Source organism: Acidimicrobiales bacterium (genome assembly GCA_016794585.1).
GTDB lineage: Bacteria > Actinomycetota > Acidimicrobiia > Acidimicrobiales > DATDAH01 > JAEUJM01.
The window spans coordinates 187146-200213 of record JAEUJM010000044.1 but is presented as its reverse complement, the minus strand read 5'-3'; the positions used below and the strand labels follow the sequence as shown (position 1 = coordinate 200213).

Genomic DNA, 13068 nt, shown 5'->3' with positions numbered 1-13068 from the left:
CGGTCGCCGCATCGGCCGGGCGACGGCCGTCGCCCGCGCTCGTGGCCGTCTCGATGCTCATCGGGCTGGTCTTCGCCGGACCCTTCCTCTACGTCCTGTGGCGGAACATCACCCTCGGGTCGGACCTGTGGGGTGAGCTCACCAGCGCCTCGACCCTGCGGGCCATGACGCGCTCGGTCACCCTCGCCACGGCGGTCTCGCTGAGCACCGCGGCGCTCGGCACCGCCCTGGCCTGGCTGACGACCCGCACCGACGTCCCCGGGCGCCGGCTCTGGCGCGTGCTCGCCCCGCTCCCCCTCGTGTTCCCCTCCTTCGTCGGCGCCGCCGCCCTGCTCGCCGCGGTGGCGCCGGGTGGTCTCGTCGAGGAGCTCCTCGGCCCGGTGGGTGCAGACCGGATGCCCGACCTGAACGGCTTCGACGGCGCCTGGCTCGTGCTCACCCTGTTCACCTATCCCTACGTCTACCTGCCCGTCGCAGCCCGCCTCACCCTGCTCCCGTCATCGCTCGAGGAGAGCGCCCGCCTGTTGGGTCGAGGCCCGTGGTCGGTCTTCCGCACCATCGTCCTGCCGCAGTGCCAAGGGGCCATCTGGGCGGGGACCCTGCTCGTGTTCCTGTACACGATCAGCGACTTCGGGGCCGTGAAGCTGCTCCGTTACAACACGCTGACCACCCAGATCTACGCCAACCGGCTCTTCGACCGGAGCCAGTCCTTCGCGCTGGCACTGATCCTCGCCCTGCTGGCGCTGGGCGTCGTGGTGGCCGAGCGGGTCAACGCCCGGCGCGCCGTGCGGGTCGAGGCCATCGGCGCGGGCCGGCCCCACGTGGTCCACCTGGGCCGCTGGCGCTTCGTCGCGCTGGTTGGGCTCCTCGCCGTTCTCGTCGGCGCGCTCATCGGCCCGGTGGCCACGCTCCTCTACTGGGCCGTCCGTGGACTCACGGGCGCCGCGGGGAGCACCGACCTCGCCACCGTGGCGGCTCCGACCATCAACACCGCGGTCATCGGCCTGATCACCGCGGTCGTCGCGGTGATCGTCGTGTTGCCCGTGGCCTTCCTCACCACCCGGTACCGCAGCCGAACCGGCGGGGTGGCCAACACCTTCGTGGTCGCGGGCTTCGCCATCCCTGGGCTGGTGGTGGCCCTCGCCCTCGTCTTCTGGGTGCTCAACGCCCCGTTGCTGGGCTCGCTCTACCAGACCCTCCCCGTGCTCATCTTCGCCTACGTGGTCCACTTCGGGGCCCAGTCGATGCGGGCCGCCCAGGTGGCGGTGAGCGGCGTGCCGCCGCGCATGGGCGACGCGGCCCGCATGCTGGGCGCCGGGCCCCTGCGCCGCCTGTCGACCGTCGACCTCCCGCTCATGGCCCCGGGGCTCGTGGCCGGCGCCGGCCTCGTGCTCCTGTCGACGATGAAGGAGCTCCCCGCCACCCTCCTGCTGCGGCCCACCAACGTGGACACGCTGTCCACCGAGATCTGGAACGCGGCCGAGGACGGCTTCCTCACCGACATGAGCGTGAGCGCGCTGGTGCTCGTCGCCCTCAGCGGCGTGCTCACCTGGCTCCTCGTCATGCGCCGCGACCCGTCACGCTGAGCTCGTCCCACGGTCTCGCCGACCGGGGGCGCCGGCCCTCAGAGCCAGCGGCGGAAGTGGAGGAAGTCCTTGCCGTGGACCCAGGCGCGCTGGGTGCTCTCGTGCTCCCAGCCGAGGTGGCGGTAGAAGCCCTCGGCCTTGGAGCCCGCGGGCGTGCGCAGCGCCAAGCTGGTACAGCCCCTCGACCGGGCCTCCGCCTCGAACCGGGCCAGCAGGTGGCGACCGATGCCCTCCCCCCGTGCGGCCTCGGCGACCATCAGATCGTCCACGTGGCCCAGGTCGGCCCAGAACCAGCCCTCGACGAGACCGACCACCTCGCCCGCCCGACGAGCGGTGATGGCGATGGTCGCCTCCTCGCCCACGCCCCCGAGATCCTCACGGTCGGCCCGCTCCCAGAGCGGCACGGCCCAGGCTTTCACCTCGGGGTCGGCCGCGGTCGACACCGTCAGCTCGAGCTCGAGGCCGCCCCGCCCGACGACCGCCCGCCCGCCGAGGGCGGCGTCGGCCACCGGCCGCCACACATGGTGGTCGAGAGCGTCGTCACGCACGTTCTCCAGCACGGTGACGTGTTCGACGACCACGTCGGCCCGGTAGCCCGCCAACGCAGTGATGCCGGCGTCGATCCGGTCGGGGCCGGCGGCGATGGAGATGGTCACGTGGGGCACGAAGGATTCGTGCTGGGGCGGGCGCTCCAGCGGCCCCGCCACCAGCGCCGCCTGGAGCTCGTGCAGCCGGTCGAGGCCCGTGCCGCCCACGGCGAGGTAGAGCACGGTGCGGTTGCCGTCGTCACCGAAGGTCGTGGCCGGCCCCAACGTCAGGTGCAGCGACGGGCACGCCGCGGCGCCATCGCGCACCACGGCCAGGGCGCCGGCGACGTCTTCCTCCCGGAGGTTGATGGGCGGGATCAGGGTGACGTGAGGCGCGACCTTCCGCAGGTTGGCGTCACCGCAGGCGCGCCGCAGCCCGTCGACCTCCGTGGCGACCGGCGCTGGGACCAGGAGGGCGACCGCGAAGCGTCGACGAGGCACGCCTCAGCTTGGCCGACGCCGCCCGAACCGGCACCGGATTTCGGTGCCCTGGCACCGAAATCCGGTGCCAGAACGCCGTTGTCGTGGGCGTCAGCCGACGGTGCTGAGGCCGCCGGCCACGGCGAGGCGCACGTGGGCCCGGCGCAGCGCCGCCTCGGCGACGGTGTCGTCGCCCTTGGCCAACGCCTGTTCGGCCCGCTCCTTGGCCTTGCGAGCCCGCTCCTCGTCGATCTGGCTGGAGAGCTCGGCGACGTCCGAGAGGATGGTCACCCGGTCGTTGGCCACCGACAGGAACCCGCCGTGGACCGCGATGGTGTCCTCGGTGCCGTCGCTCATCATCACCCGCACGGGGTGGGTGGCGATGGCGGCCAGGTAGGGGGCGTGGCCCGGCAGGATGGCGAAGTCGCCCGACCCGAGGGCGCGGGCGATGACGCGATCCGCCTCGCCCTCGAAGAGCACCCGCTCGGGCGACACCAGCTCGACCTGGAGGGGCATCGGCTCAGCCCTCCTGGAGCTGCTTGGCCTTGGCCCGCACGCTGTCGGCGTCGCCGACGTTGAGGAAGGCCTGCTCGGGCAGGTCGTCGAGCTCGCCCTCGACCAGCTGAGCGAAGGACTCGACGGTGTCGGCCACGGAGACGGTGACGCCCTTGAGGCCGGTGAAGACCTCGCCGACGTTGAAGGGCTGGCTCAAGAAGCGCTGCACCTTGCGGGCCCGGTCGACGATGACCCGGTCCTCTTCGGAGAGCTCGTCGAGGCCGAGGATGGCGATGATGTCCTGGAGCTCCTTGTAGCGCTGGAGCACCTCCTGCACCTGACGGGCCACGTCGTAGTGGCGCTGGCCCACGACCTCGGGGGCGAGGATGGTGGACGTCGACGCCAGCGGGTCCACCGCCGGGTAGATGCCCAGCGAGGCGATCTGGCGGGAGAGCTCGGTGGTGGCGTCGAGGTGGGTGAAGGTGGTGAACGGCGCCGGGTCGGTGTAGTCGTCGGCGGGCACGTACACGGCCTGCAGCGACGTGATGGAGCGGCCCCGGGTCGAGGTGATGCGCTCCTGGAGCTCGCCCATCTCGTCGGCCAGGGTGGGCTGGTAGCCCACGGCCGAGGGCATGCGGCCGAGGAGGGTGGACACCTCGGAGCCGGCCTGCACGAAGCGGAAGATGTTGTCCACGAAGAGCAGCACGTCCTGCTGCTGCACGTCCCGGAAGTACTCCGCGACGGTGAGGGCGGACAGGGCCACCCGCAGGCGCACGCCCGGCGGCTCGTCCATCTGGCCGTAGATCAGCGCGGCCTTCTCGATGACGCCGGACTCCTGCATCTCGATCCAGAGGTCGGTGCCCTCACGGGTGCGCTCGCCCACGCCGGCGAACACCGACACACCACCGTGCTGGGTGGCGACGCGGTTGATCATCTCCTGGATGAGCACGGTCTTGCCGACGCCGGCACCGCCGAACAGGCCGATCTTGCCGCCCTGCACGTAGGGGGTGAGCAGGTCGATGACCTTGATGCCGGTCTCGAACACGAGCGCCTTGGGCTCGAGGGTGTCGAAGGCCGGGGCGTCGCGGTGGATGGGCCAGTACTCGGTGACGCCCTCGAGGGGCTCGCCGCCGGTGTCGAGGGGCTCGCCGATGACGTTGAACACGTGGCCGAGGGTGACGTCGCCGACGGGCATCGAGATGCCCCGGCCGGTGTTGCGCACCGCGGTGCCACGGGTCAGGCCGTCGGTCGGCTTCAGGCAGATGGCCCGGACGCGACCGTCGCCGATCTGCTGGGCGACCTCGGCGGTGATGGTGATCTCCTCACCGGCCGCGGTCATGGTCATCTCGAGCGCGGTGTTGATCTCGGGGAGCGACCCGCGGGGGAACTCCACGTCGACCACCGGGCCGGCGATGGTGACGATGCGGCCGTCCTTCAGCTCGGTCTCGGGGGCGTTGTCGGTCATGGTCATGGCGGAGGGTGGCTCCTCAGGCTGAGCGGTTGACGAGAGCGGGGGGTTCGAGCAGGGCGGCCGCGATGTCGGGGCCGTCGGCGCCCTTGCCCTGGTGCAGGGCCTCGGCGCCGCCGACGATCTCCATGATCTCGCCGGTGATGGCGTCCTGGCGGGCGCGGTTCATGACGCGCGAGAGGCTGATGATCAGCTCCTCGGCGTTGTCGGTGGCGGCCTTCATGGCGCGCTGGCGGGCCGCGTGCTCGGACGCCGAGGCGTCGAGCAGGGCCGCGAAGAGGCGGGCCTCGACGTAGCGGGGCAGCAGCTCGTCGAGGATGACCCCCGGGGAGGGGTCGAACTCGATGCTGGCGTGCATCTCCGCGGGGCCGTCGGCGTTGGGGTCGACGGTCTCGAGGGGCAGGAAGCGCCGCACGACGACCTCCTGGCTACCGGCGGACAGGAACCGCTGGTACACGAGGTCGACGGTGTCGACCTCGCCGGCTTCGAACATCGACCGGACGACCTCGGACACGGCACGGGCGTCCTCGTAGTCAGGTCGGTCGGTGAGGTCGTAGAACGACGCCGCGATGTCGTAGTTGCGGAACCGGAAATAGGTGTTGGCCTTCTTGCCGACCAGCACGAGGGCGTAGTCCTTGCCCTCGGCCTGGCGGGCCACGATCTCGCGCTCGGCGGCGCGGATGACCGCCGAGTTGTAGGCGCCGCACAGACCGCGATCGGAGGTGACGACCACGAAGGCGGACCGGTTGGCGTCGTTGTCCTCCCGCAGCAGCGGGTGGTCGGCCTGGGCGCCGAGGCCCACGAGGTCGAGGATCACGTTGGTGATCTGCTGGCTGTAGGGACGCGCCGCGTTGGCACGCTCCTGGGCCTTCACGACACGCGTGGCCGCGATGAGCTCCATGGCGCGCGTGATCTTCTTGGTCGACTGGACCGACTTGATGCGACGGCGGAGCGCCCGCTCCTGACCACCAGCCATGGGCTAGGCCTCGTCCTCGTCGTCGTCGCGGTCGATCTCGAGCTCGGGCAGCGTGGCCTCGTGACGGCCACCGGCCAGCTCGATGTCGGCCTCGCCGATCTCGTCGGCATCGACGCCGGGACCGGCGGAGGCGGCGGTGCCCTCGCTGGTCTGGAAGGTGTCCACGAACTCCTGGACCGCATCGGCCAGCTCGTCGGGGAGGGCACCGGTGGTGCGGATCGCGTCGAGCAGGTCGGAGCGACGGGTGCGCATGTGGTCGAGCAGCTCGGCCTCGAAGCGACGGACGTCGCCGACCGGGATGCCGTCGAGGTAGCCGCCCGTGCCGGCGAAGATGGACACCACCTGCTCCTCGACCGGCATGGGCGAGTTGAGGGGCTGCTTGAGCAGCTCGGTGAGGCGGTAGCCCCGGTCGAGCTGCGCGGCCGACACCTTGTCGAGCTCGGAGCCGAAGGTGGCGAAGGCCTCGAGCTCGCGGAACTGGGCGAGGTCGAGCTTCAGCGTTCCGGACACCGACTTCATGGCCTTGATCTGGGCGGCGGAGCCCACCCGGGAGACCGAGATGCCCACGTCGACCGCGGGGCGCACGCCGGACTTGAACAGGTCGTCCTGGAGGTACACCTGGCCGTCGGTGATCGAGATCACGTTGGTCGGGATGTAGGCGGACACGTCGCCGGCCTTGGTCTCGATGACCGGGAGAGCGGTCAGCGAGCCGGCGCCGTTCTCGTCCGAGAGCTTGGCGGCGCGCTCGAGGAGGCGGCTGTGCAGGTAGAACACGTCGCCCGGGTAGGCCTCACGGCCCGGCGGGCGGCGCAGCAGCAGGGCGAGCTGACGGTAGGCCTCGGCCTGCTTGGACAGGTCGTCGTAGACGATGAGCGCGTGCTCCCCGTTGTCCATCCAGTGCTGGCCCATGGCGCAACCGCCGTAGGGGGCGAGGTACTTGAACGGGGCCGGGTCGGAGGCGGGCGCCGCCACGACGACCGTGTACTCCATGGCACCGCGCTCACGCAGGGTGTTCACGGTCTGGGCGACCGTGGAGCCCTTCTGGCCGATGGCCACGTAGATGCACTTCACGCCCAGACCCTTCTGGTTCAGGATCGTGTCGATGCAGACGGTGGTCTTGCCGGTCTTGCGGTCCCCGATGACGAGCTCGCGCTGGCCCCGACCGATCGGGGTCATGGCGTCGATGGACTTGATGCCGGTCTGGAGGGGCTCGTGCACGGGCTTGCGGCCGGCGATACCGGGCGCCTGGATCTCCATGCGGCGGGTCTCGGCCCCTTCGATGGGACCGTTTCCGTCGATGGGCTCGCCCAGGGCGTTGACCACCCGGCCGAGCATGGCGTCACCGACGGGCACCGAGAGGATCTGGCCGGTGGCCCGCACCGTGGAGCCCTCTTCGATGGCGGCCACCTTCTCCGACACGCCCAGGATGACCGCGCCGATGGTGTCCTCGTCGAGGTTCAGGGCGAGGCCGACGGTGTCGCCCTCGAACTGGAGCAGCTCGTTCACGGCGCAGTCGGGCAGGCCCGACACCGTGGCGATGCCGTCGCCGACCTCGAGCACGCGGCCCACCTGGCTCATCTCGAGCTCGGGGCTGAAGCCCTCCAGGTTCTTCTGGAGCGCAGCGGTGATGTCAGCGGTGTTGATGGTGAGTTCAGCCATGGGGCGGGTTCCCTCTTCCTCGGGAGTCCTGGGGGGCCGGCGGCCGAGCTGCGGCGCCGGCAACGGGGTGGATGCTCAGAAAACTTCGCGGAGTTGCTGGAGGCGGTGGCGCACCGAGCCGTCGATGACGGTGTCGCCCACCTGGGCGACGACGCCACCGAGCACGGTGGGGTCGACGATGACCTTCACCTCGACCGCCTTGCCGGTGGCCTTGGTCAGCGCCGCCGCGAGGCGGCTGCGCTGGTCCTCGGTCAGGTCGATGGCCGAGCGGACCTCGGCCACCTCCTTGTCGCCGGCGTGGGCGCTCATGGCCACGAAGGCCTCGATGATGCGGCCGAGGTCACGGGCACGACCGGTGCCGACGGCCATCGACACCAACGACGTCGTCGTGTCGGTGGCCTTGCCCGAGAGCACGTCCTCCACGATCTGCTGGCGGCGGGCCGCCGGCAGGTGGGGGTCGCTCAGGGCGTTGCGGAACTCGTCGTTGGCCTCGAGCACCCGGGCGAACCGGAACAGCTCGTCGGCGACCTCGGAGACGTCGTCCTGGGCGGAGGCCACCCCGTAGAACGCCGTTGCGTAGGCGTCGATGATCTGATCGGCCATGACTAGCCCCGGGCGTCCACGCTGTTGATGTAGCTCTCGACGAGGGCCACGTTGGTCTCACGGTCGAGGCTCTTCTGGACGACCTGCTCGGCGGCGCCGATGGCCAGGGCGGCCACCTCGGAGCGGACGTCGGCGAGGGCCTGGCTCTTGGCCGCGTCGGCCTCGGCCTTGGCCCGCTCGCGGTACTCCGCGAGCTCGGCGTCGATCTCCGCCCGGCGCTGGGCCTTGTAGTCGTCCATCTCCGCACGGGCGTCGTCGCGCATGCGGGTGGCCTCTTCACGGGCGCCCTTGAGCTGGTCCTGGTAGTTGGCCAGCTCGGCCTGTGCCTCGGTCTTGGCGGTGTCGGCCGCATCCAGATCGCTCCGGATGCGCTCGGCGCGCTCGTCGAGGCCCTTGGTCATGGCCGGGTAGCCGAACTTCCAGAGCAGGAAGAGGAGCACCAGGAACGCGATGCCGCCCCAGATGACCTCGTTGATCTCCGGGAGGATGGGGCTCGGCGCCTCGTGGCAGTCGTCGACCGAGCCACCCTCTTCGAGGATGTGGATGCACTCCTCACGGAGCTCCTCCTCGGAGACGGCATGGGCGGTTCCCACGCCGGTGACCAGGCCGAGCAGCACGATCGCCGCCCCTGCGAGAAGCAGTCGGAATCGTCGCATGCGCGTCAGCCCGAGATGATGAAGGCGAGCACGAAGCCGAACAGGGCGAGCGCCTCGGTGAAGGCGATGCCGAGGAACATGGTGGTACGCACCATGCCGGCCGACTCGGGCTGGCGGGACATGGCCTGGATGGCGTTACCCACCACGATGCCGATGCCGACGCCAGGGCCGGCAGCAGCGCCGACGTACACGATGCCTCGGCCGATGGCGGTGAGGCCCGCTTCGAGCTCACCGGCCTCGGTGGCGGCAAGGGTGACGAGATCAAGCACGTTTCTCTCCTAGTGCTCTGGGTGGATGGCGCCGCCGATGTACACGGCAGCGAGGATGGTGAAGATGTAGGCCTGCAGGAAGATCACCAGCACCTCGAAGAGGGTCATGGCGATCAGCACGGCGCCGGGAAGGATGGCGGCGAGGGGGAAGAACTCGAACATGGCGGTGGTGAGGACCGCGAAGCTCACGAGGAGCAGGTGGCCCGCCAGCATGTTGGCGAAGAGTCGGACGGCCATGGACAGCGGCCGGACGAAGAACACCGAGACGAACTCGATGGGCGTCACGAGGATGTAGAGGGCGAGGGGCACGCCCGGCGGGAACAGCACCGACTTCAGGTAGCCCCCGAGGCCGTTCTTGATCACGCCCACGATGTTGAACACGAACCAGACCATGATGGCCAGCAGGGCCGGCAGGGCGATGCGGGCGGTGACCGGCATCTGGAGCGCCGGGATGATGCCCCACGCGTTGCAGATCATCACGTAGATGAACAGCGTCCCGAGGAAGGGGGTGAAGCCGAGCCCGTCCTTGCCCATCGTCTGGAGGATGATGCCGTTCTGGATGAACTCGACGAAGGACTCACCGGCGCCTTGCAGGCGACCGGGGACCATCTGGAAGTTCCGACCGGCGGCCCACATGAAGATGAAGGCCAGCGCCGCCGAGACCCACATGAGGATCACGACCTTGTTGATCTCGAGGGGCGAGCCCTCGAGGGCGATGGCCGGCCACTCGGTGACGTGGCTGACCGGCGGGAAGTCGAGCGCGAGCAGGGTGGTCACCCGTCAAGCTCCTTTGGTGCGGGGTTTGAGGCCGGGGAAGGCCAGCGTGGCGGATACGTAGCGGGTTTCCCAGAACAGGAGCCCGAGGTAGGTGACGAGGATCGTCGCCCCGAGGGGCGCCAGGTTGATCCAGGTCTGATCTTTCACGACCGAGATGGCGAGCACCAAAAGCAGCATGCGGAGCAGGAAGCCCCCCAGTGCCGTGGCGAGCAGCGCGGACGACCCGAAACGGGCCGCCCAGCCCAACATCCCGGCGGCGAGCAAGAAGTTGGCGAAGACCAGCGCGAGGCCATAGGCGCACGAACTGACGCCGACCCAACCCCACACGGCGCCGCACACGAGGAGCAGGATCGGGGCGACGATGAGCCCGTGGCGCACCATGTCGCGCGCCAGCTGGCTCTCGACCTGGGGCACGTCGGCGAGGGCGACGCCGTCATCGGCGACGGTGATGCCGGCGATCGTCGCGGTGGTCGTGCTGGGCGCCGGGCCGGCCTCGGCAGAGGTCGGAGCCGCGGCGGTCGGGCGACCCTCTGGCTCCTCGGCCGGACGCTGGGTCGGCAGGACCGGGCTCACGAGGCCTCACCGGTGGCGTCGCCGGGACGGCGCCCGAGGACGCGGTCCTCCTCGGCGCGCATCTGGCGGTCGTAGTCGCCGTACATCCGCCAGCAGACGTAGCCGAGGGTGAAGGCGCCGAGGCCGATGGCGAACACGGGGCCGATGCCGAGCCAGCGGTCGATCAAGTGGCCGACGCCCGCGAAGATGAGCGGCGTCAGCACGATCTCCACGGCCTTGCCGAGGGCGAGGGAGAAACCGTTGTTCAGTTCACGCCGCTCGCTGTGATCCACGCGGAACCGGTCCTCGTTCTCGGAGTTCTCGGGCAGTGGGGTCGGTCACGGCGACCTGCTCGCCGCTTGTGAATTAATTCGCAATCTATGCCGGGACGGCGCCGACCGCAAGTTGGGCGACAGCTTCATCCGCCGATCAGGGCGCAGGCAAGGCAACTAGTTGCCGTTGACGCTCCAGTGCCACGGCTCGCTCGGCAGGTTGTAGAAGCCGTAGCGGGAGGCGTTGTTGGCCAGCCAGATGTAGCAGGCGCTGCCGCGGTAGCTGCAGTTGTCGAAGTCGATGGCGAGACCCCGCTCGTGCATCGAGGTGCCCGGGATCGCGGTGGGCACCCGACACGACGACGGCGACGACGTCCAGACGTCGGGGCAGCCGTTGATGGTGCGCAGCTGGATCTGGCGGGCGTTGCTGCGCCACCCGCTGCCGGTGAGGGTGGTGCCGTCGCCGGCAGCGGCCTGGAGCATGCTCTGGAGGTTGCCGGCGATGGAGGCGTCGACGGTGATGCCGCCGACGGTGGCGAGGTTGCCGCTGCCCTGGATGGAGATGCCGCGGGCGGCGGCGGCTTCCGCCGCGGCGGCGGCCGCGGCCCGCTCCTGCTCGGCGATCTCGGCCGACAGGCCGAACTCCTCGAGGGCCAGTTCGTCGTCGGCGAGGCGCACGGAGTCCATGCGCTCCTCGACCTGGACCTGGAGCTGGCGCTGCTCCTCCTGCGAGGCCCGCAGCTCCTCGAGCCGGCGGGCGACCTCGGCGTGCTGCTCCTCGGCGCGCTGGGCGGCGTCCTCGGCGCGGGCCCGGGCGTCGGCGAGGTCCTCGCGGGCCGCCTGGAGCTGGTCGGCGACGTCCTCGTTGCGGTTGCCCGTGATGTCGACGAGCGCCCGGCGCTCGGCGGCCTCGGTGGGGTCGCTGCCCGAGAGCACGTCCATGCCGCTCTCGTTCGAGCCCTCCCGGATGTAGGAGTCGACGAGGAGCTGCTCCTGCTGGTCCTGGAGGGCCTCGATCTCGGCCTGCTTGGCCTCCTCCTCCGCCCGGGCGGCCTCGGCGTCGGCCTCGGCCTGCTCCGCGGCCCGCTGTGCGTCCTCCACGCGGGCACGCTGCGCGTCGACGTTGCGACCGATGGCCTCGAGGGCCTCGGTGATCTGGGCCATGTCGGCGCTGAGGACGTCGAGCTGGCCGGCGAGCTCGGCCCGTCGGTCCTGGACCGCCGCCCGCTCCGCGCGGGGGTCGTCGCTGCGGGCGGCCTGCACCGGGCCCGCCGCGAGGGCGACCGCGACGAGGGGCACGCACATCGCCGCGACTCGCCATCGAGTGGAAGGGAACTGCACAGGTCCTACCTCGGTGTCCGGAAATCCGTCACGAGAACGTAACACCCGGAGCCGAAAAGGGAAACTGGTGGTGGTCGTGTTGCTGATGTTGCCAATGTTGTCACCGCTCGCTGGCCCCCTGTCGCGGGACCGTCATGTGTCCTGTTCGGCCTCCACCGCCGCCCCGCCGACCGGGTCGGCGGGGGCATCGGGTGGCGCCCCGGGGGGCAGGTCCCCATCGGCGGGGCCCCCGCCCGGGTTGAGGCCCGCGGCCCGACGGAACCCGGCGCCGAAGAACACGTAGAGGCCGAAGCCGAGCACCACGACCCCGATGGGGACGAGCGCGTCGCCCTTGCCCGTGTAGGTCGGGTACAGCACGAACACCGACAGGGCGAGGGTCCATCCCCACAGGATCAACACGCTTCGGCGCTGGCCGTGCCCGAGGCGCATCAGACGGTGGTGCAGGTGCTCCTTGTCGGCGTTGGCCACGCCGGCCCGCTTCGTGGCCCGGCGGATGATGGCGAAGAGGGTGTCGAGGATGGGCACCCCGAGGATGAACAGCGGGATGAACAGCGGAGCGAAGAAGAAGTACACCTGGCCGCTGAAGGGCTCGCTCGAGCTGCCGCCGACCGAGATGGTGGACGCGGCCATGAGCAGCCCCAACAGGAGCGCCCCGCCGTCGCCCATGAAGATCTTCGCGGGGTGGAAGTTGTGGGGCAGGAAGCCGAGGCAGATGCCGGCGGTGACGATGGCGAGCAGCGGGCCGATGTTGCCCGGCTCGAGCACCCCGACGTCGCCGAGGCGCTCGCCGTACAGGAAGAACGTCCCGGCGGCGATGGCCACGAGTCCCGCGGCGAGGCCGTCGAGGCCGTCGATGAGGTTGACCGCGTTGGCCATGCCCACCACCCACAGGACCGTGAGCAGCGCCGAGAGGTCGGGCGAGAGCACCACCAGGTCGGCGAAAGGGATGCGGAAGAACAAGATGGTCACGCCGGCCACGGACAGGACACTGCCCGCCAGCACCATGCCGGCGATCTTGGCGGGGGCCGACACCTCCCGGAAGTCGTCGATGACCCCGACCACGAAGATGATCACCGCGGCGATCACGACCCCGAGCGGCTGGGTGCTGCCCTCGAACACCGCGTCGAAGCGGCCGGACTGCCACGCGACGAGCATCGCCACGAGGAACCCCGCCAACATGGCGCCGCCGCCGAGGGTGGCCGTGGCCCGGGTGTGGACGCGGCGCTCGTCCGGCGCCACCACCGCCCCCACCCGGATCGCGACGCGTCGCACCACCGGGGTCAGCACCACCGTCACCGCGAAGGCGACTGCGAAGACGAGCAGGTAGCTGGCCATGTGCGCCCAAGGTTACGGACCCGGCCGCCCACCACCCGCCCCCACGTCCGCGACGACCCCGGCGTGGGTCCC

14 protein-coding genes are annotated in these 13068 nt (G+C 70.7%); 1 reads left to right on the top strand and 13 read right to left on the bottom strand.

Annotated features, from left to right (window positions below):
• Positions 1-41: 41 nt before the first annotated feature.
• Positions 42-1586 (top strand): iron ABC transporter permease, encoded by a 1545-nt coding sequence (locus JNK12_22700; GenBank protein ID MBL8778757.1) that lies wholly within the window; start codon positions 42-44, stop codon positions 1584-1586.
• Positions 1587-1624: 38 nt separating this feature from the next.
• On the opposite strand, the gene JNK12_22695 is transcribed toward JNK12_22700, so the two are convergent.
• The 13 genes from JNK12_22695 to JNK12_22635 form a co-directional block, all read right to left on the bottom strand.
• Positions 1625-2614 (bottom strand): GNAT family N-acetyltransferase, encoded by a 990-nt coding sequence (locus JNK12_22695; protein ID MBL8778756.1) that lies wholly within the window; start codon positions 2612-2614, stop codon positions 1625-1627.
• 90 nt (positions 2615-2704) lie between these two features.
• Entirely contained in the window at positions 2705-3109 is a 405-nt protein-coding gene (gene atpC, locus JNK12_22690; protein ID MBL8778755.1) for an ATP synthase F1 subunit epsilon, read from the bottom strand.
• A gap of 4 nt (positions 3110-3113) precedes the next feature.
• Positions 3114-4559, bottom strand: coding sequence for a F0F1 ATP synthase subunit beta (gene atpD / locus JNK12_22685; protein MBL8778754.1), 1446 nt, complete (start codon positions 4557-4559; stop codon positions 3114-3116).
• Between the two features lie 16 nt (positions 4560-4575).
• Positions 4576-5532 (bottom strand): F0F1 ATP synthase subunit gamma, encoded by a 957-nt coding sequence (locus JNK12_22680; GenBank protein ID MBL8778753.1) that lies wholly within the window; start codon positions 5530-5532, stop codon positions 4576-4578.
• Between the two features lie 3 nt (positions 5533-5535).
• On the bottom strand, positions 5536-7191 hold the full coding sequence (locus JNK12_22675) for a F0F1 ATP synthase subunit alpha (protein MBL8778752.1): 1656 nt from the start codon (positions 7189-7191) through the stop codon (positions 5536-5538).
• 75 nt (positions 7192-7266) lie between these two features.
• Positions 7267-7794 (bottom strand): ATP synthase F1 subunit delta, encoded by a 528-nt coding sequence (gene atpH, locus JNK12_22670; GenBank protein MBL8778751.1) that lies wholly within the window; start codon positions 7792-7794, stop codon positions 7267-7269.
• A 2-nt stretch (positions 7795-7796) separates the two neighbouring features.
• Complete coding sequence (gene atpF / locus JNK12_22665) at positions 7797-8450, bottom strand: F0F1 ATP synthase subunit B (GenBank protein MBL8778750.1); 654 nt, start codon at positions 8448-8450, stop codon at positions 7797-7799.
• Positions 8451-8455: 5 nt separating this feature from the next.
• Positions 8456-8656: an ATP synthase F0 subunit C gene (gene atpE / locus JNK12_22660; protein MBL8778749.1), complete on the bottom strand. Its 201-nt coding sequence runs from the start codon at positions 8654-8656 to the stop codon at positions 8456-8458.
• A gap of 72 nt (positions 8657-8728) precedes the next feature.
• Complete coding sequence (gene atpB, locus JNK12_22655) at positions 8729-9496, bottom strand: F0F1 ATP synthase subunit A (protein MBL8778748.1); 768 nt, start codon at positions 9494-9496, stop codon at positions 8729-8731.
• 3 nt (positions 9497-9499) lie between these two features.
• The gene (locus JNK12_22650) at positions 9500-10069 is read right to left on the bottom strand and encodes an ATP synthase subunit I (protein MBL8778747.1); all 570 of its coding nucleotides are present in this window, start codon (positions 10067-10069) and stop codon (positions 9500-9502) included.
• Complete coding sequence (locus tag JNK12_22645; GenBank protein MBL8778746.1) at positions 10066-10341, bottom strand: AtpZ/AtpI family protein; 276 nt, start codon at positions 10339-10341, stop codon at positions 10066-10068. Before JNK12_22645 ends, JNK12_22650 begins: the two co-directional genes overlap by 4 nt.
• Positions 10342-10497: 156 nt before the next feature.
• Positions 10498-11625, bottom strand: a complete 1128-nt coding sequence (locus JNK12_22640; protein ID MBL8778745.1) for a D-alanyl-D-alanine carboxypeptidase family protein — start codon at positions 11623-11625, stop codon at positions 10498-10500.
• Between the two features lie 168 nt (positions 11626-11793).
• Positions 11794-12996, bottom strand: coding sequence for an undecaprenyl/decaprenyl-phosphate alpha-N-acetylglucosaminyl 1-phosphate transferase (locus JNK12_22635; GenBank protein ID MBL8778744.1), 1203 nt, complete (start codon positions 12994-12996; stop codon positions 11794-11796).
• Between the last annotated feature and the right edge of the window lie 72 nt (positions 12997-13068).

What these genes read in the sequence shown, in the direction of transcription:
- atpC (MBL8778755.1), bottom strand. Translation starts at nt 3,109, where the DNA reads ATGCCCCTCCAGGTCGAGCTGGTGTCGCCCGAGCGGGTGCTCTTCGAG.
- JNK12_22640 (MBL8778745.1), bottom strand. Translation starts at nt 11,625, where the DNA reads ATGTGCGTGCCCCTCGTCGCGGTCGCCCTCGCGGCGGGCCCGGTGCAG.
- atpF (MBL8778750.1), bottom strand. Translation starts at nt 8,450, where the DNA reads ATGCGACGATTCCGACTGCTTCTCGCAGGGGCGGCGATCGTGCTGCTC.
- JNK12_22680 (MBL8778753.1), bottom strand. Translation starts at nt 5,532, where the DNA reads ATGGCTGGTGGTCAGGAGCGGGCGCTCCGCCGTCGCATCAAGTCGGTC.
- atpD (MBL8778754.1), bottom strand. Translation starts at nt 4,559, where the DNA reads ATGACCATGACCGACAACGCCCCCGAGACCGAGCTGAAGGACGGCCGC.
- JNK12_22635 (MBL8778744.1), bottom strand. Translation starts at nt 12,996, where the DNA reads ATGGCCAGCTACCTGCTCGTCTTCGCAGTCGCCTTCGCGGTGACGGTG.
- JNK12_22675 (MBL8778752.1), bottom strand. Translation starts at nt 7,191, where the DNA reads ATGGCTGAACTCACCATCAACACCGCTGACATCACCGCTGCGCTCCAG.
- atpH (MBL8778751.1), bottom strand. Translation starts at nt 7,794, where the DNA reads ATGGCCGATCAGATCATCGACGCCTACGCAACGGCGTTCTACGGGGTG.